This window comes from Streptomyces sp. NPDC047869 (genome assembly GCF_040704065.1).
Classification (GTDB): domain Bacteria; phylum Actinomycetota; class Actinomycetes; order Streptomycetales; family Streptomycetaceae; genus Streptomyces.
On sequence record NZ_JBEYRK010000039.1, the window covers coordinates 65,206 to 83,770 of the forward strand.

The following is an 18,565-nucleotide window of genomic DNA, read 5'->3' on the forward strand; positions in this document are numbered from 1 at the left end:
CGGGCGTCCGTCCGGGTTCCGTCGCGCCGGTCAGTCGGCGGCGTGGGCGGGCACGGGGACCTCGGTCGTCCCTCCGGGCCCGGGTTCGTCTTCCTGGCTCCCCGCTCCCGCGTCCCCGTCGTCCGCGGCGGGGCCTCGTGCCCGCCTGAGCTCCGCGATCGCGGCCTCGAAGTCGTCGAGCGAGTCGAAGGCCCGGTAGACGGAGGCGAATCGCAGATAGGCGACGAGGTCGAGCTCCTGCAACGGGCCGAGTATGGCCAGACCCACGTCGTGGGTGGTCAGCTCGGCACTCCCGGTGGCCCGCACCGCCTCCTCGACCCGCTGGCCGAGCTGGGCGAGTGCGTCCTCGGTGACAGGCCGTCCCTGGCATGCCTTGCGCACGCCGTTGATGACCTTGGTGCGGCTGAACGGTTCGGTGACTCCGGACCGCTTCACCACCATGAGCGAGCACGTCTCCACGGTCGTGAAACGACGGGAGCAGTCAGGGCACTGGCGGCGCCTGCGGATCGACGTGCCGTCGTCGGTCGTACGGCTGTCGACCACGCGGCTGTCGGGGTGCCTGCAGAAGGGGCAGTGCATGATCTCCAACCCTCCTCACAGCAGACTCGATAGCCCCGCCGGACCACATGGGCCCCTCGAAGCAGCCCTAAGCATAGGCGATCGCGGAGCCATCCCAGACCCGGGGGACCACAACTTGTGGGCTGCGGTAAGCATCCAACCACTAGATGTAGGGCTTGGCCCATACACCGAGGCGGTCACGCGTGTTGCCGCGCCAGAGCACACCCCGGATACCCGCTGCCGGCATTTCCGAACACGCGGGCGCAGGGACGTATCGATCCTGCGGTTACGGAGATACGGTGGGCGCCGCACGGAGACCGCGTAGGACTCCGGCACAGAAGGGAGCCCGGATCCGGGTGGACCGGGTGCCGGATGGCAGACTGAGGGCACAACCCGCGAGGTCGCCGATCCCGGCGGTGAAGAGTGCAGCAATGGGCGCTTTTGCCCGCCGGATACCGCGTTAGCCATACACCCAGACACATGATCACGTCAGGCGAATCGCACTTTTTCACTCGAACGTGTGTTTGGCGCAACCTTTCGAAAGCAACTACCGTTGTCCAGCAGGGAGACCATCGAGAGGGGCCGACGTGACCACCACCGCAGACAGTGCCACCATCACCGCCCAGGACCGCTCCATGGGCCGAGTCGAGCCGGTACATGCGATGAACGAAGCCACGAATCCCGAGGGGCACAAGCGCTCCCTGCCTGGCCGACCTCCGGGTATCCGGGCGGACAGCTCCGGGCTCACCGACCGGCAGCGGCGGGTGATCGAGGTCATCAGGGATTCGGTGCAGCGACGCGGATATCCGCCGTCCATGCGCGAGATCGGCCAGGCCGTCGGCCTCTCCAGCACGTCCTCGGTGGCGCACCAGCTGATGGCACTGGAGCGCAAGGGCTTCCTGCGCCGCGACCCGCACCGCCCGCGCGCGTACGAGGTGCGTGGCTCCGACCAGGCGGTGTCGGTGCAGCCCACCGACACCGCCGGCAAGCCTGCCGCGTCCTACGTCCCGCTGGTCGGCCGTATCGCCGCCGGTGGACCGATCCTCGCCGAGGAGTCGGTCGAGGACGTGTTCCCGCTGCCCCGCCAGCTCGTCGGCGACGGCGAGCTGTTCGTCCTCAAGGTCGTCGGTGACTCCATGATCGAGGCCGCGATCTGTGACGGCGACTGGGTCACCGTCCGCCGCCAGCCGGTCGCCGAGAACGGCGACATCGTCGCGGCGATGCTCGACGGCGAAGCCACCGTCAAGCGCTTCAAGCGCGAGGACGGTCACGTCTGGCTCCTGCCGCACAACGCGGCCTACGAACCGATTCCCGGCGACGACGCGACCATTCTGGGCAAGGTCGTCGCTGTGCTGCGGCGCGTGTGACGGCCGCGGCGGGCGGGCCGGACGCGGCCCGTCCCCCAGACCGGGCCCCGGGACCCCTGCGCCGGTTCCGGGGCCCTGTGCTGTCCGGACTCCCCCGGACGGCCGCATGGACCGCCATGCGGGTGCTGGTCCGGCCGAAGCCGTCCGGACCAGCCGCCTCACGCCTCCTGCGTCTGCTTCTCTTCCGTCTGCCTCGCGGCCGCGTCGATCGCCGCGAGCGATTTGCGCACCTGGTTGCGGTCCGTGGTGTACCAGAAGTCGGGCAGTGACGCCTTGAGGTAGCTGCCGTACCGCGCGGTGGCGAGCCGCTGGTCAAGTACCGCGACCACACCACGGTCCCCCGAGGCGCGGACCAGACGGCCGGCGCCCTGGGCCATGAGCAGGGCCGCGTGGGTCGCGGCCACGGCCATGAAGCCGTTGCCGCCCGCGTCCTCCACCGCCTTCTGCCGGGCGCTCATCAACGGGTCGTCGGGGCGCGGGAACGGGATCTTGTCCATGACCACCAGCTGACAGCTCGGGCCCGGGACGTCGACACCCTGCCACAGCGACAATGTGCCGAACAGGCAGGTCCGCGGGTCGGCGGCGAAGTTCTTGATCAGCTCTCCGAGCGTCTCCTCGCCCTGGAGCAGGATGGGGAACTCGGGGATGCGGGAGCGCAGCTCCTCCGCGGCGAGCTGGGCGGCGCGCATGGACGAGAACAGTCCGAGGGTGCGGCCGCCGGCCGCCTGGATGAGTTCGGTCAGCTCATCGAGCATGTCGGAGCGCTCGCCGTCCCGCGCGGGGCGCGCGAGGTGCTTCGCGACGTACAGGATGCCCTGTTTGGGGTAGTCGAAGGGCGAACCGACGTCCACGCCCTTCCACTGCGGCAGATCCTCGCCCTCCGTGCCCTCGGGGCTGAGCCCCAGGGAGGCGCCGACGCCGTTGAAATCGCCGCCCAGCTTCAGCGTCGCCGAGGTGAGGACGACGCTGCGGTCCGCGAAGAGCTTCTCCCTGAGCAGTCCGGAGACCGACATGGGCGCGACACGCAGAGAGGCGCCGAAGCGGTCGTGACGCTCGTACCAGACCACGTCCCACTCGGAGCCGTTGGCCACTCGCTCCGCCACGTCGTGCACGCTCTCGACCGAGGCCAGCGCCTGTTTGCGGACCGCGTCCTCGTCCTGGACGGACTTGTCGCGGGTCGAGCCGAGCGCGGTGATGACCGTGCGGGCCGCGTCCCGCAGCGCCATCAGCGCATAGCCGAGGTCCTCCGGGATCTCCTCGAGACGGCCCGGCAGAGCCAGTTCCATCAGCCGCTCGAAGCCTTCCGCGGCGGTCTGGAGCTGGTCGGCGGCCTTCTCGTTGACGAGTTTGGCCGCCCGGCGCACAGCGCGGTTGACCTGGCCGGGCGTGAGTTCACCGGTGGCGACACCGGTGACCCGGGAGACGAGTTCGTGCGCCTCGTCCACGATCAGCACCTCGTGCTGCGGCAGCACCGGGGCACCCTCGATGGCGTCGATGGCCAGGAGAGCATGGTTGGTGACGACGACCTCGGCGAGCTTGGCCCGCTCGCGCGCCATCTCCGCGAAGCACTCGGCGCCGTAGGCGCACTTCGACGCGCCCAGGCACTCCCGCGAGGACACCGACACCTGCGCCCATGCACGGTCCGAGACGCCCGGGGTGAGGCCGTCGCGGTCACCGGTCTCCGTCTCGTCGGCCCAGTCACGCAGGCGCAGCAGGTCCTGGCCCAGCTTGCTGGTGGGCGCGGCGGCCTCGAACTGGTCGAAGAGCCCGTCCTCCTCGTCCTGCGGCATGCCCTCGTGCAGGCGGTGCAGGCACAGGTAGTTCGACCGGCCCTTGAGCATGGCGAAGTCCGGGCGGCGGCGCAGCAGCGGGTGCAGGGCGTCGACCGTGCGCGGCAGGTCGCGTTCCACGAGCTGGCGCTGCAGTGCGAGCGTGGCCGTGGCGACGACCACTCGCTCCCCGTGCGCGAGCGCGGGAACGAGATAGCCCAGCGACTTTCCGGTGCCGGTGCCGGCCTGGACCAGCAGGTGGGATCCGTCGTCGATCGCCTCGGCGACCGCTTCGGCCATGGTCACCTGGCCGGGGCGCTCCGTGCCGCCGACGGCTGCGACGGCGGCATGCAGGAGTTCGGGGAGTGAGGGCTTCGTCATAGCCCGACCACCCTACGGCCCGGCACTGACAAACGGGCGGTCAAGGCGAGGGCGGGGGGCGGGATCACTGCCGGGACTCCTGAGCGGGGGGGGGGCTGGCTGCGGCGGGCTTCGCCGGTCTTCCGGATCTTCTCGCGGCAGCCGGGAACCTCACCGAGCCGCCGTTCGTACTCAATGCGACGACGTCATCACAATTCGTTACGTCAGCCGGTTCGGGACGCGGTCCCGGATCACGAGGGCGGCCCGCTTGCCGGGCAGGTCGACCTCGGACGCGAATCGGAACCCGGCGCGCAGGAAGGCGGTGACGGAGGTGGTGTTACGAAGATCCGGTTCGGCGACGACCCGGGCACAGGCGGGACGACGGTCCAGCACGAGATCGGCCACGGCCTTGAGGAGCGCGGAGCCCAGTCCTCTCCCCCGGTCTGCGGCCTCTCCGACGAGGAGATGGATCCCGGTGTCGTGCGGACGAGTCGGACAGTGGCGGGCCAGCGGATCGAGGTCCGCCCGGTAGATCTCCCAGTAACTCATGGGTACGCCGTCCAGCACGCCCAGGCACGGCACGCTGCGGCCGTCGCCTTCGAGTTGGGCCCGAAGATGGTCCTCGGTCCTCTCCGGGGGTCCCGCCAGCTCCCAGAAGGCGGCGACAGCCGGGTCGTTCATCCAGCGGTGGATGAGCGGAAGGTCGTCGTTCAGGCGTACGGGGACAAGTTGGAAGAGGCCCACGGGGGTGGGGACCGGCCCCCAGCCGGACACGTCGTCGAGCAGGTCGGCAGTGGAGAAGAGGGCGACGAACTCAGCGGGCAGGCGCAGATGCAGCGTGGCCTCGCCGTCCTCGGGGGATGCGGTCTCCGCACTGGTGTCGGTGGAGGGCACGGTGCGCTCCTTTCAGCGAAGGGGGTCGAGGTTCAAGGGAGATGCGGAAGGGCAGGGCGGTTCGTTCAGGAGTGAAGGGGGTTGGCGATGGTGACGTAGACGGACTGGGTGTCGACCGGTCCGACGAGTTCGTCCATGCCGTGCAGCCGGGTCAGCAGGTTGGCCTTGCAGCGCAGGACAGGTGAGTCGAGCAGCAGGCCGGGCAGCGGGGTCCGCAGGGCGAGTGGGCCCGAGGCGGCATCGGTGAGAAACCCGCGGAACGCGGCGAGGAGCAGTCGTTCGTCGGCGAGTTGCTGGGAGCCGAAGGCGCCGATCAGCCCGAGCACGTTGTTGATGGCGAGGTAGTACGCGAAGCGTTCGTCGGTCACCTCGTCGGCGACGAAGGTGTCACTGTGCACGCCGATGCCGGGCAGCCGCGCGTCGAGCTCGGGTCGCCGGGACTCACGGAAGTAGTAGCCCTGGTTGTCGCGGTACCGGCCGCCGGCGGGCCAGCCGTCGCGGTCGAGCAGGACCAGCGTGTTCTGCTGATGGGCCTCGAGGGCGATTCCGGCCTCGCCGTCCAGCCAGAGCACGGGCCGGACGACCTGTTCCAGATAGCGCAGGAACCACTCCGCGGCTACGGCTCCGACGGAGCGCCCGGTGCGTGCGGCGAGCCGCACGACGAGCCGCGCCAGGCGGGACCGCAGGGCCCAGGGTCCCTTGGTCGGCCAGGGGGCGGTGTCCGGTTCGGCGAGGGGCCGGGGCGAGACGAGTCCGGCCAGGCAGCTCACGTCGTCGGCCGGGGCGAACGGGTTGTGCCTGATCATGACGTCGAGGCCGGGCAGGGGCCGCCCGTCGGGATCGTCGACGGCGAGCCAGGCGGGGTCGCGGACGATGTCGAAGGCGGGATGCGCGGCTCGCCACTGACGGGCGAGGCCGCCGCGCAGCAGCCGGTGCACCTCGACTCCGCGGTGGAGTTCCTTGCGCAGGTTCTCGCGACGGGAGTTGGTGATGCGCAGGCCCAGCGACAGTTTCAGCATCGCGGGGGCGCCCGGTCGATGGACGGTGCGTACGGAGGAGGTGGGGTGCCAGGGTGAGCCGAGCGGACCGAGGTCGCGGAGCGCTCCGGAGTCGAGCAGGGCGGCGACCGCTCCGCGGTGCCTGAGCTCCCTGGCCTGCCAGGGGTGCAGCGGCAGCGCGGCGTATGCGTCGGGCAGGGGAGGGGTGGTTCCGGCGAGCCGCTGGGTGAGCCGGTCCGCGGGAACGGTACGGCCGCGCTCGGTCCAGGCCGAGTCGGCCGCCAGCAGGGAGGGGGCCACGGCCCACCAGTGCAGCGGGAACGAGCCGCGTGACTCCGGCGAGTACAGCGGGCCTTCGGCCTCGGTCAGGCCTTCCCGGCTCTTCGGGGCCGGGTGCAGGGGGTGTCCGAGGAGGAGGGACTGCTCGGCGCTGAGGAAGAGGTCGGGGCCGTCGTCCGGGCGTGCGCGCCGGTCGCTGATGAACGTCGCGGTGCGGCGCAGGGAGTCGGCCACCCTGGCGACCAGGTCGCCACCGTCGCCTACGGCTCCGGGCTGCTCCGGGACACCGGGGGTGTCGCGGGTGCCGCCGGGTGTCTCCCTGGCGAGGAGGGCCGCGAGAGTGATCGCGTCGACGGGCGGAGCCGTCTCGGCGCCGGCGAGGCGGACCGGCCCAAAGCGGTGCCAGCCCGCCGGGGACCAGTGCCGGATCTGGACGATCAGCGCGGTGCCACTGCGGAGCAGCGGGATACGAAGGGTGGCGGTGGCGGGGGCGGCGAGGCCGGTCTCCCGTACCCAGCAGCGCAGGAGGTTCTCGACGGCGGCGGCCTGGGCGGCGGTGCCGGGATCGGGGTCCTCCAGCGGGTCGGCGTCAGGGGCTCCCGCGCTCATGCCGTCCGGGGCTCGTCGCTTCTGCTGGGGGAACGACTCGGCGAGCGGGACGTGAGAGGGCTGGGTCCCGGAGTCGCCGTGTTCGTCGGGGCTGCCGGAACGGCCGTCGGGTGCGGGAGTGGCGTTCAAGACGGCTCCTCGGAAGGGGGTGGGCTGGGGCTACGGGGGGGGGTGGGATGTTCGCGTCCGGACGGCCCGTCGTCCGCTCGGCCGCCGTCCGTTCGCCCGCCGTCCGTTCGCCCGCCGTGCGGGGGTGCCGCTGTGCGGTCGTCGCGGGCACGGACGGGGCCGGGCAGCCGCGTGGCGCGCGTCGGCGTGCGATCGGCACGAGGGAGGGACCGGATGTGGGCGGCTCCTCGGGCCCCGGTGGTGGGGGCCAGGTGTGGGCCACTCTGATGGGCTGCTAGCGGTTGCCGGGGCCGGGGGTGTCGTGATGGCGGTGCCGGCGGCCGTGGTCCTGCTGTCGGCGGGCCGCCGCCGCCACCGCGTCGGCCAGGCGGTCCATGACGGCTGCCGCCTGCTCGTCGGTGATGGTCAGCGGTGGAAGGAGGCGTACAACGCCGGCGTGGCGACCGCCGAGTTCCACGATGAGCCCCCGGTGGAGGCACTCGCGTTGGACGGCCGCCGCGAGTTCGGGGTCGGCGCGGTGCGGGGTGCGGCTCGGCGTGAGGCCTTCGGCGGCGAGCTGGTGATCGCCGGCGAAGGGGTCCTCGCCCGGTCCGGCTGCCTCGCTCTCCGGATCCACCAGCTCGATGCCGATCATCAGTCCCCGCCCCCGGACGTCACCCACACACGGGAACGCCGCCCGCAGTTCGCGGAGTTGGGACAGCATCCGCGAGCCCAGGACGGCGGCCCGCTCGTCGAGTGCGTTCTCACGCACGTGGGCCAGGGTGGCCGTTCCGGCGGCCATGGCGAGCTGGTTGCCGCGGAAGGTACCCGCGTGGGCGCCTGGCTGCCAGGCGTCGAGGTCGTCGCGGTAGACGACCACGGCCAGCGGGAGGCTGCCGCCGATGGCCTTCGACAGGACCATGACGTCGGGTGTGACACCGCTGTGCTCCACGGCCCAGAAGGCGCCGGTGCGGCCGACGCCGGTCTGGATCTCGTCCGCGATCAGCGGGATGGACCGGTCAGCGGTGATCTCGCGCATGCGGCGCAGCCAGCCGTCCGGCGCCGGGATCACGCCGCCCTCGCCCTGGACGGGTTCGACGATCATCCCGGCGGGGAGCGGTACGCCCGACTTCGGGTCGTCGAGGAGGGACTCGGTCCAGCGCGCGGCGAGTTCGGCACCGCGCGGGCCGCCGACCCCGAAGGGGCAGCGGTAGTCCTGCGGGTACGGCAGCCGCGCGACCCGTACGTCGCCGGCCCCGCCGGAGGCGGCCATGGCTCCGGCCGTCATGCCGTGGTAGGCGCCGGTGAAGGCGAGCATGCCGGTGCGTCCGGTCGCGGTGCGGACCAGTTTGAGCGCCGCTTCGACGGCGTCGGTGCCCGCCGGCCCGCAGAACTGCACCCGGGCACGGCCGGCGAGCCCGGACGGCAGGGTGCGGAACAACTCGGTGATGAAGGCGTCCTTCACCGGCGTCGCCAGGTCGAGGACGGAGAGCGGGGCGCCGGAGTCGAGGACCCTGCGGATGGCCTCCAGGACCACCGGGTGGTTGTGGCCGAGGGCGAGGGTTCCGGCTCCCGAGAGGCAGTCCAGGTAGCGGCGGCCGTCGGCGCCCTCGATGGTCAGTCCCCGCGCCCGCACGGGCACGATGGGCAGGGCCCGCGCGTAGGTGCGGGCCGCGGACTCACGCGCCGACTGGCGCCTCAGGATCCCCTCGTGCACCGCACGCCTTTCCCCGTACGCACCTTCAGCCATCGACTCGGTCACGGCCACGACTCGCTGTCCTCCCCGCTGTCCAGAGGCGAGTTGATCCGCGGGGACCGGGCACAGGCAGCGGACCCCCCACCCCTACAACCGCGCACCGGCCAGCGGGTTACGGGTTGCCCCGCAATCCCTGTGATCCCTGGGCGGCGGGCCGAATCTCCCGATGCCCGCCCCGCGTGCCCGCACATGTGGCATACCCCTGGTGCCCCAGCGCCCCGCCCCCACCCACTCGCCGCTCGTGATGCCGCCCACCCCGTGTCAGCGCAAGCTGGAAGGCGAGCGTGCCCGGCACCGGGCCGGCACCGCCCGGCGCCCCTGATCGCACCGCACCGGAACCCGCTGGAGGTTGATCATGACGAACCTGCCCCCGCCGCCCACGCCGCAGCTCGAGCCGGCGGCCAAGGAACTCGCCGACGCCACCGCCGCGCACCCCCGCATCTACGAGGTGCCTCCCGCGCAGGGGCGCGACATCCTGGCCGGCCTGCAGACCGGCGAAGGGGTGGACAAACCGGCCGTCGACGAGAGCTGGACCGACGTCGACGCCGGTGAGTGGGGCACCGTCCGCGTCCGTGTCGTTCGGCCAAGCGGTACCGAGGGCCCGCTGCCGGTGATCTTCTACATCCACGGCGCCGGCTGGGTCTTCGGCGACGAGAACACCCACGACCGTCTCGTGCGCGAGCTGGCCGTCGGGGCGGACGCGGCCGCGGTCTTCCCCGTCTACGACCGGGCGCCCGAGGCCCGATACCCCGCTCAGATCGAACAGAACTACGCCGTCGCGCGGTGGGTCGTGGAGCACGGTGCCGAGCTGGGCCTCGACGCCTCCCGCATGGTCGTCTGCGGCGATTCCGTCGGCGGCAACATGTCCGCGGTCCTCGCCCAGATGGTCAAGGACCGCGGGGACGTCCGCCTCGCCGCTCAGGTGCTGCTCTACCCGGTGACCGACGCGAACTTCGACACCGCGTCCTATCTGCAGTTCGCCGAGGGCTACTACCTCACCCGGGACGGCATGCTCTGGTTCTGGGACCAGTACACGACCGACGAATCCCAGCGGAAGGAACGCTACGCCTCTCCGCTGCGTGCCTCCCTCGACGACCTCCGGGACCTGCCGCCCGCCGTCGTGATCACCGACGAGGCCGATGTGCTGCGCGACGAGGGCGAGGCCTACGCGGCCCGGCTGCGGGAGGCCGGCGTCCCGGTCACCGCCGTACGGGTGCTCGGAATGGTGCACGACTTCCTGATGCTCGACAGCCTGCGCGACTGCCACGCGACCGGCGTCGCCCGCAGGATCGCCGTCGGCGCCATCAGGAACGCCCTGCACGGCGACTGAGGTTCCGCACGACCGGGCGCGCTGCCGGGCCCCCGGACTCCCCCGGCTTCCGGGCGCCCGTATGACCGCACCAACCGAGCCGCGGTTCCGTGTCCTCCACGACGTGAGGGCACGGAACCGCGGCTCGTGTGCTTCCAGGTCAGGCCGCTTGTAGCCGAACCGTTGCCGGACCGTCGGAACTCCCCCACAGCGAACGCATAGTGTGTGATGCCGTTCCCAGCGGACCAGTGGACCGGCGTCAACTCCCCACGAGTGCGGTGCCGGTGCCGGGACCGAAGCGCCGAGTACCTTCATCTCAGGGGGAGTCAACAGCATGCGATCCATACGGCCGTCGTTCACCGTTCGCCGAGGAAGGGGCGCGCCGCGCAGGACCTCCCTCGTGCCGGCGACGGTCGCCCTCGTCTCGGCACTGGCCCTGACCGCCACGGCCTGCAACGGCGACGGTGACGACAACGCCGACGGCAGGCCGACCGCCGCCGCCACCCAGGGCGGCACCGGTGACGGCAAGATCAAGATCCCGGACGACATCCGTCGGAAGCTCAAGGAGCACGGGATCGATGTCGACAAGTGGAAGAAGGGCGCCTGGAAGAACTGGGACAGGGACGACTGGCTGCGCGAGGCCAACGACTTCATCAACCCCATCATCAAGGGTCTGTGGGACCCGGACCGGATGCGGGACGCCGACGACCCGGCCAAGCGCGTCGACGACAACGACATCTCCGGCGACCAGGGCGTGACGGACCCGACCCCGGCGCCGGTCACGGCCCAGGCGGTCAGGCCGCCGTACCACACCAGCGCGGCCACGTCGGGCAAGGTCTTCTTCGACTCGCCCGAGGGCACGATGGTCTGCTCGGCGACGGTCGTGCAGGACCCGGCGCACCCGGGCAAGTCCAACCTCATCTGGACGGCCGGCCACTGTGTGCACGCCGGCAAGAGCGGTGGCTGGTACCGGAACATCGCCTTCGTGCCGTCGTACAACAACCAGGGCAGGTCGAACGCCGAGCTGCAGGACGCGAGCAGGGCCGAAGTCGCCCCGTACGGCGTCTGGTGGGCCGACGCGGCGAAGACCTCGCAGCAGTGGATCGACCAGGGCGGCCGCACCGGCGGCAACGGCGCCTCGTACGACTTCGCGGTCATCCATGTGACGCCGGAGCAGGGCAGCGCGGGCAAGTCGCTGGAGGAGACGGTCGGCGGAGCGCTTCCGGTGAACTTCGGCGCCCCGGCCGTGCCGAAGGTGCAGAGCATCACGGCGACGGGCTACCCCGCCGCGGCTCCGTACGACGGCCAGCTGGCCTACCAGTGCCAGGACAAGCCGGGCCGGCTGTCCCTCGCCGAGTCGGACCCGACGATGTACCGCATCGGCTGCACGATGACCGGCGGCTCCTCCGGCGGCGGCTGGGTGGAGACCGGCTCGGACGGCAAGTCCGCCCTGGTGTCCAACACCTCGATCGGCCCGGTGCGCGCGGGCTGGCTGGCGGGCCCCCGCCTGGGTGAGGTGGCCAAGGGCGTCTACGACTCGGTCAGCAAGAAGTTCGCCGGACAGTAACGCCTGCCGCACCGCACGGGACCGGACGGCGGCGAGATGTCCAGGAGGGATCCTGCCGTCGTCCGGTCCGCCACACTTGGCTCGCCCCGCCACACCTGGCTCGCCGGCCCGCGGCTGGGCAAGGAGGCCGAGACGCCATACCGGAACATGGGCCGCGCGTACGGCGGACGGTGACGAGACCCGTGAGCCGATGACGAGAGGCCCGCCACCCGCAACGGGGTGGCGGGCCTCTCGCACACGCCGGGTCGCCCTGGCGTCAGGCCGCGGGCGTCGGTGTGTAGGGCGCCAGGTCCGCGGCCAGCTCCTCGTGCACCCGGACCTTGAGCAGGGTGCCCTCCGCGGTGTGCTCCTCGGAGATCACCTCGCCCTCGGTGTGGGCGCGGGCGACGAGCTTGCCGTGGGTGTACGGGACGAGCGCCTCGACCTCGACCGAGGGACGGGGCAGCTCGTTGTCGATCAGCGCGAGCAGTTCCTCGATGCCCTGGCCGGTGCGGGCCGAGACGGCGATGGATCGCTTCTCCACCCGCAGCAGGCGCTGGAGCACCAGCGGGTCGGCCGCGTCCGCCTTGTTGATCACGACGATCTCGGGTACGTCGGTGGCGCCGACGTCCCGGACCACCTCGCGCACGGCGGCCAGCTGCTCCTCGGGGACCGGGTGCGAGCCGTCCACCACGTGCAGGATCAGGTCGGAGTCGCCGACCTCCTCCATGGTGGAGCGGAACGCCTCGACCAGGTGGTGCGGCAGGTGCCGGACGAAGCCGACGGTGTCGGCCAGCGTGTACAGCCGCCCGGTCGGGGTCTCGGCCCGGCGGACGGTCGGATCGAGGGTCGCGAACAGCGCGTTCTCGACCAGGACGCCCGCGCCCGTCAGGCGGTTGAGCAGGGAGGACTTGCCGGCGTTGGTGTAGCCCGCGATGGCGACGGACGGCACCTTGTTGCGCCGGCGCTCCTGGCGCTTGATCTCGCGGCCGGTCTTCATGTCCGCGATCTCCCGGCGCATCTTCGCCATCTTCTCGCGGATACGGCGCCGGTCCGTCTCGATCTTGGTCTCACCGGGGCCACGGGTGGCCAGACCGCCGCGACCGCCACCCATCTGGCGGGACAGGGACTGACCCCAGCCTCGCAGCCTGGGCAGCATGTACTGCATCTGCGCCAGGGCGACCTGTGCCTTGCCCTCTCGGGACTTGGCGTGCTGCGCGAAGATGTCGAGGATCAGGGCCGTACGGTCGATGACCTTGACCTTGACGACGTCCTCGAGCTGGATGAGCTGGCCCGGGCTCAGCTCACCGTCGCAGATGACGGTGTCCGCGCCCGTTTCGATGACGATGTCGCGCAGCTCCAGCGCCTTGCCGGAGCCGATGTAGGTGGCGGCGTCGGGCTTGTCCCGGCGCTGGATCACGCCGTCGAGCACGAGTGCGCCCGCGGTCTCCGCGAGGGCGGCCAGCTCCGCGAGGGAGTTGTCCGCGTCCTGGACGGTCCCGGTGGTCCACACCCCGACGAGCACGACCCGCTCCAGTCGGAGCTGGCGGTACTCGACCTCGGTGACGTCCTCCAGCTCGGTGGAGAGGCCCGCGACGCGGCGCAGGGCCGCGCGCTCGGAGCGGTCGAACTGCTCACCGTCCCGCTCGCCGTCGATCTCGTGGCTCCAGGCGACGTCCTCTTCCATCAGGGCATCGGCCCGAAGACCTTCGGGATAGTCGTGCGCGAGGCGCTTGGTGTCCTGGGAAGGGGAAGAAGAGGAGGTCATTGGATCCTTACGTCGGTGGAAATGCCGAGTCGGCGGTCATCAGGGATAACGCACGAGTACCCCGGGAGATTCCCGTGTCCCGCGCCGCGCCGACCTCAAGATGGTCGCACGGCGCGGCACGGCTCGTCACCGTCTTATTCCCGGCCCCCACCCTTCCTACCGCCCTTGTCCCGCTTGGGTTCCTTGGCGGACTTGCCGCTCTTCCAGTCCGGGTGGCCGGGCATCGGCGGGGTCTTCTCGCCGTACAGCCAGGGCTGGAAGAAGCCGGTGAGGTCGCGGCCGGCGACGGCCGAGGCCAGCCGGACGAAATCGGCGGTGGTGGCTGTCGAGTCGCGGTGCTCCCGCACCCAGGTCCGCTCCAGGCGTTCGAAGGCCCGCGTGCCGATCTCCTGGCGCAGGGCGTAGAGCACCAGCGCCGCGCCGTCGTAGATGTTGGGCCGGAAGATGCTGATCTTCTGGCCGGGCGCGGGCGCCTTGGGCTGGGCCGGGGGGCCGCCGTCGGCCCGCCAGCGGTCGGAGGCGCCGTAGGCGGCCTTCATGCGGTCCTCCATGGGCCGCTTCGACTTCTCCTGCGCGTAGAGGGACTCGTACCACGTGGCGTGCCCCTCGTTCAGCCAGACGTCGGACCAGGTGCGAGGGCTGACGCTGTCGCCGAACCACTGGTGGGACAGCTCGTGCACCATGACCGAATCGACGTACCAGGCGGGGTAGGCGGGCTTCGTGAAGAGGTCCTTCTCGAAGAGCGAGAGGGTCTGCGTCTCCAGTTCGAAACCGGTGGAGGCCTGCACCATGAGCACGCCGTACGTCTCGAAGGGGTAGGGCCCGACCTTGCTCTCCAGCCAGGCGATCTGGCCGGGCGTCTTCGCGAGCCAGGGTTCGAGCGCCTTGCGGTCGGCGCTGGGCACGACGTCACGGACCGGCAGCCCGTGCGGTCCCTTACGGCGCACCACGGCCGAGCGGCCGATGGACACCTGGGCGAGTTCGGTGGCCATGGGGTGCTGGGTGCGGTAGGTCCAGGTGGTGGCACGGCCGACGCGCTCGGCGCCGGTGGGCAGGCCGTTGGCCACGGCGGTGTAGTCGTTCGGGGCGGTGACCCGGATGGTGAACATCGCCTTGTCGGACGGATGGTCGTTGCACGGGAAGACCAGGTGGGCGGCGTCGGCCTGGTTGGCCATCGCCAGGCCGTCGGTGGTGCGCACCCAGCCGCCGTCCTGCCCCTTGGCGCTGACCGGGTCGCTGGTGTGCTTCACGGTGATCCGCGTCCAGACGCCCCGGGGCAGCCGGTGCTCCGGCGTGACCACGAGATCCTCGCCCGCGCCCGTGAAGGCGGCGGGGCGGCCGTCCACCTCGACGGACTCGACGGTGCCGTGCGCGAAGTCGAGGTTGAGGCGGTCCAGGCCGGTGGTCGTCCAGGCGCTGATGGTCGTGACGGCCCGCAGCGGCTTGTCGTTCTTCCCGGAATAGGTGAAGGACAGGTCGTACGACGCCACGTCGTATCCGGGGTTGCCCAGGGTCGGGAAGAGCCGGTCACCGACGCCCAGGGGCTCGGCCGGGGCGGCGGCGGCGAGCAGGCAGACGGAGACGGCGGAGGCCAGCAGGGCGGCCTTCCGGCGGCGGAAGGGGCGTGGGTTCCGGCCCCGGCGGAGGGTGAGCGGCATGCACCACCGCTACCAGCGCGCGCGTGCGGCACGACGGCGACGCGCGCCGGGCCCACCCGATCGGGTTGGTCGCGCACAGCCTTCTTCAGGAATCCGGGCGCCTTCGGTGGCTGGTGGCTCCTCAGGACGCGGGTGCCTGGTGCTGGGCCCGGGCCACGTCGAACACCCCCGGCACGTCGCGCATAGCCCGCATGAGGCCCGGGAGGTGGGCCGCGTCGGGGAGCTGGAGCGTGTAGGTGTGGCGGACCCGCTGCTGACTGGGGGGTTCCACGGTCGCGGAGACGATGTCGACACCGGCCAGGGCGATCGCCTCGGTCAGGTCGGCCAGCAGATGCGGGCGGCCGAACGATTCGGCGACCAGGGTGACCCGGCACTCGGTGGTGTCCCCCCAGCGCACGTCGATCTCGGTGCGCCCCCGGTTGTTCATCTCCGCCACCGCGGCGCACTCCACCCGGTGCACGGTCACCACTCCCCCGCGCACGGCGAAGCCGGTGATCGCGTCGGGCGGTACGGGCGTACAGCATCCCGCGAGTCGCACGGTGGCCCCCGGGCGGTCCAGGAGCACGTCGGCGCCGCGGGAGCGGGTGACGCCCGCGCTCTCGGGCCCGGGGGGCCGGAGAGCCGCCTCGCCGGCGGCGCTCCCGGTGGCACGTTCCGCCTCCTCGGCCCGCGCCTCGCCGCTGCCGCCCGGATGCGCGGCCAGCCACCGCTGGATGGCGATCCGCGCCGCGGCGGTGTGGGCGTGCTCCAGCCACTCTCGGGAGGGCTCGGAGGCGGGATCCTGGCCCATGAGGAGCTGGACCGTGTCGCCGTCCCGCAGCACGGTGCTGAGGGTGGCCAGGCGGCCGTTGACGCGGGCGCCGATGCAGGCGTGGGCGTCCTCGCCGTACTGGGCGTAGGCGGCGTCCACACAGCTGGCGCCCTCAGGGAGACCGAGGGCGCCGCCGTCCGGCCGGAACACGGTGATCTCACGGTCCTGGGCGAGGTCCTCGCGCAGGGTGGACCAGAAGGTGTCGGGGTCGGGCGCGGCCTCCTGCCAGTCGAGGAGGCGGGAGAGCCAGCCGGGGCGGGTGGGGTCGGCGCGCTCGCCGTCGGCGGGGTCGTCGGCCCCGGGGGCGTAGGGGTTGCCGAGCGCGACGACGCCGGCCTCGGCGACCCGGTGCATCTGGTGGGTGCGGATGAGGACCTCGACGACCTGCCCGTCGGCGCGGGCTACGGCGGTGTGCAGCGACTGGTAGAGGTTGAACTTGGGTACGGCGATGAAGTCCTTGAACTCGGAGACGACCGGCGTCATGCACGTGTGCAGCTCGCCCAGGACGCCGTAGCAGTCGGCGTCTTCCGCCACGAGCACCAGCAGCCGGCCGAAGTCGGCGCCGCGCAGCTGTCCCCGCTTGCGGGCCACCCTGTGGACGGAGACGAAGTGCCGTGGGCGGATGAGGACTTCGGCGGCGATGTCGGCCTCGCGCAGCACCGCGCGGACCGACTCGGCGGTCTCCGCCAGGGTGTCGTCGGGGTGGGCCGCGTTCCCGGCGATCAGTTCCCGGGTGTGCTCGTACTCCTCGGGGTGGAGGATGGCGAAGACGAGGTCCTCCAGTTCGGTCTTCAGTGCCTGCACGCCGAGACGTTCGGCGAGCGGGATGAGGACGTCCCGGGTGACCTTGGCGATCCGCTCCTGTTTCTCGGGGCGCATCACGCCGAGGGTGCGCATGTTGTGCAGACGGTCGGCGAGCTTGATCGACATCACCCGCACGTCGCTGCCCGTGGCGACGAGCATCTTGCGGAAGGTCTCGGGCTCGGCGGCGGCCCCGTAGTCGACCTTCTCCAGCTTGGTGACGCCGTCGACGAGATAACGCACTTCCTCGCCGAACTGTTCCCGCACCTGATCCAGCGTCACGTCGGTGTCCTCGACGGTGTCGTGGAGCAGAGAGGCCGTCAGGGTCGTCGTCTCCGCGCCGAGTTCGGCGAGGATCAGGGTCACGGCCAGGGGGTGCGTGATGTACGGCTCGCCGCTCTTGCGCATCTGGCCGCGGTGCGAGGACTCGGCCAGGACGTAGGCGCGGCGCAGCGGTTCGAGGTCGGCGTCGGGGTGGTGGGCGCGGTGGGCGTCGACGACGTGGCTGATGGCGTCGGGCAGCTTGTCGCGCGCGGTGGGGCCGAGCAGCGCGGCCCGGCCGAGCCGGCGCAGGTCGATCCTGGCCCGGGACTTCCGGCGGACCGCCGCGGGCGCTGCCGCGGGCGCGGCCGGGCCGGGGTTCGCAGGGTTCGTGGCATCCGCACTCATGGGCACCTCCGGCTCGTGGACCGGCGGACGGAGCCCGGGGCATGCGCGGCTCAGGGATGGCGACGTTCCCCCGTCCGTGCCGGTGCTTGATGCTACCGAGCCCATCGCGTGCGGCTGACCGCCTCTCGCCGAGCGTGAAACGGATCACCCAATCGAGCGACGACAAGGAGGTTTAGAGTTTGCGCCACCTGCACTGCGCTCGGCCGCGGTTTCGAATGGCCCCCGGTCGCCGGAAATCGCTGATCCGGGCATCCGGGAGCCGCCACGACCGGCGTCTCACCAGGTCAGCGAAGCGCGCTTTCCAGCCACTCGGCATCGATCTCGCCCTCTGCGACGATCACGGCCGGTCCGGTCATCTCGATCTCGCCGTCGGGCCGCTCGGTGATGACCAGGCGGCCGCCGGGCACGTCCACGGTGTACGTCGCCGGGGTGCCGGTGCGGGCCGGGTCGGCTCCGTCCCGGCGGGCGGCGGCCACGGCGACGGCACAGGCGCCCGTGCCGCACGAGCGGGTCTCGCCGGAACCGCGCTCGTGCACCCGCATCGCCACGTGCCGCGGGCCGCGGTCGACGACGAACTCGACGTTGACGCCCTGCGGGTAGGCGGTGGCGGGGGCGAACGGCGGCGGGGAGAGCAGGTCACCGGCGTGCCCGAGGTCGTCGACGAAGGCGACGGCGTGCGGGTTGCCCATGTTCACGTTGCGTGCGGGCCAGCTGCGCTCACCCACGCTCACCGTGACGTCACCCTCGGGCAGGCGTGCCCTGCCCATTCCGACGGTGACGTCTCCGTCCTTGGCGATGTGGACGCTCTTCACGCCCGCGCGTGTGGCGATCGCGATGTCGCCTTCGGCCACATGACCGGCGTGCTGAAGGTAGCGGGCGAACACACGGGTGCCGTTGCCGCACATCTCCGCGATCGAGCCGTCGCCGTTGCGGTAGTCCATGAACCACTCCGCCTCGGCCGCCATCTCCCTGGCCTCCGGGTGCGCGGCGGACCGCACGACGTGCAGCACCCCGTCGCCGCCGATGCCGGCCCGGCGGTCGCACAGGACGGCGACCTCGGCCGGGGTCAGGTCGAGGGTGTTCTCCGGGTCCGGGACGATCACGAAGTCGTTCTCGGTGCCGTGGCCCTTGAGGAAGGCGATCCGCGTGCTCATTCCTCGATCGTACGGGGTCGGTACGACAAGGACGGCGACGCCGGGGGGGAGGCAGCGGCTAGTGAGCTGGTCCGGAGATCCTGTCGCAGTAGCGGCAGATCCGGTCGATGATCTGGTCGGCTGTCTTGGTCCAGCGGAACGGGCGGGCCTG

The 18,565-nt window shown here is 71.8% G+C and carries 12 protein-coding genes; 3 read left to right on the forward strand and 9 right to left on the reverse strand.

Annotated features, from left to right (window positions below; translation table 11 throughout):
• Positions 1 to 30: 30 nt before the first annotated feature.
• Positions 31 to 579, reverse strand: coding sequence for a transcriptional regulator NrdR (gene nrdR / locus AB0924_RS34115; RefSeq protein WP_358936705.1), 549 nt, complete (start codon positions 577 to 579; stop codon positions 31 to 33).
• A 566-nt stretch (positions 580 to 1,145) separates the two neighbouring features.
• On the opposite strand from nrdR, the gene lexA reads away from it, so the two are divergent.
• On the forward strand, positions 1,146 to 1,925 hold the full coding sequence (gene lexA / locus AB0924_RS34120; protein WP_358936707.1) for a transcriptional repressor LexA: 780 nt from the start codon (positions 1,146 to 1,148) through the stop codon (positions 1,923 to 1,925).
• Between the two features lie 158 nt (positions 1,926 to 2,083).
• Here lexA and AB0924_RS34125 read toward each other — a convergent pair whose 3' ends face one another.
• From AB0924_RS34125 to AB0924_RS34140, 4 genes are all read right to left on the reverse strand, one after another.
• Positions 2,084 to 4,075 carry an ATP-dependent DNA helicase gene (locus AB0924_RS34125; RefSeq protein WP_366913530.1) on the reverse strand — a complete coding sequence of 664 codons (1,992 nt, stop codon included), beginning with the start codon at positions 4,073 to 4,075 and terminating at the stop codon, positions 2,084 to 2,086.
• 198 nt (positions 4,076 to 4,273) lie between these two features.
• Positions 4,274 to 4,948, reverse strand: coding sequence for a GNAT family N-acetyltransferase (locus AB0924_RS34130; protein WP_358936711.1), 675 nt, complete (start codon positions 4,946 to 4,948; stop codon positions 4,274 to 4,276).
• A 65-nt stretch (positions 4,949 to 5,013) separates the two neighbouring features.
• A complete protein-coding gene (locus tag AB0924_RS34135) occupies positions 5,014 to 6,963 on the reverse strand; it encodes an IucA/IucC family protein (RefSeq protein WP_366913531.1) in 1,950 nt (649 codons plus the stop codon).
• 274 nt (positions 6,964 to 7,237) lie between these two features.
• A complete protein-coding gene (locus AB0924_RS34140) occupies positions 7,238 to 8,692 on the reverse strand; it encodes a diaminobutyrate--2-oxoglutarate transaminase family protein (RefSeq protein WP_358936749.1) in 1,455 nt (484 codons plus the stop codon).
• A gap of 361 nt (positions 8,693 to 9,053) precedes the next feature.
• On the opposite strand from AB0924_RS34140, the gene AB0924_RS34145 reads away from it, so the two are divergent.
• Complete coding sequence (locus AB0924_RS34145) at positions 9,054 to 10,028, forward strand: alpha/beta hydrolase (protein WP_366913532.1); 975 nt, start codon at positions 9,054 to 9,056, stop codon at positions 10,026 to 10,028.
• Between the two features lie 313 nt (positions 10,029 to 10,341).
• Complete coding sequence (locus AB0924_RS34150) at positions 10,342 to 11,574, forward strand: hypothetical protein (protein ID WP_366913533.1); 1,233 nt, start codon at positions 10,342 to 10,344, stop codon at positions 11,572 to 11,574.
• A gap of 256 nt (positions 11,575 to 11,830) precedes the next feature.
• Here AB0924_RS34150 and hflX read toward each other — a convergent pair whose 3' ends face one another.
• From hflX to dapF, 4 genes are all read right to left on the reverse strand, one after another.
• Positions 11,831 to 13,321 (reverse strand): GTPase HflX, encoded by a 1,491-nt coding sequence (gene hflX / locus AB0924_RS34155; RefSeq protein WP_358936721.1) that lies wholly within the window; start codon positions 13,319 to 13,321, stop codon positions 11,831 to 11,833.
• Positions 13,322 to 13,455: 134 nt separating this feature from the next.
• Positions 13,456 to 14,979, reverse strand: a complete 1,524-nt coding sequence (locus tag AB0924_RS34160; RefSeq protein WP_358936723.1) for a M1 family metallopeptidase — start codon at positions 14,977 to 14,979, stop codon at positions 13,456 to 13,458.
• A 121-nt stretch (positions 14,980 to 15,100) separates the two neighbouring features.
• Positions 15,101 to 17,260, reverse strand: coding sequence for an HD domain-containing protein (locus tag AB0924_RS34165; RefSeq protein WP_366913534.1), 2,160 nt, complete (start codon positions 17,258 to 17,260; stop codon positions 15,101 to 15,103).
• Positions 17,261 to 17,544: 284 nt separating this feature from the next.
• Positions 17,545 to 18,414 carry a diaminopimelate epimerase gene (dapF, locus tag AB0924_RS34170; protein ID WP_366913535.1) on the reverse strand — a complete coding sequence of 290 codons (870 nt, stop codon included), beginning with the start codon at positions 18,412 to 18,414 and terminating at the stop codon, positions 17,545 to 17,547.
• Between the last annotated feature and the right edge of the window lie 151 nt (positions 18,415 to 18,565).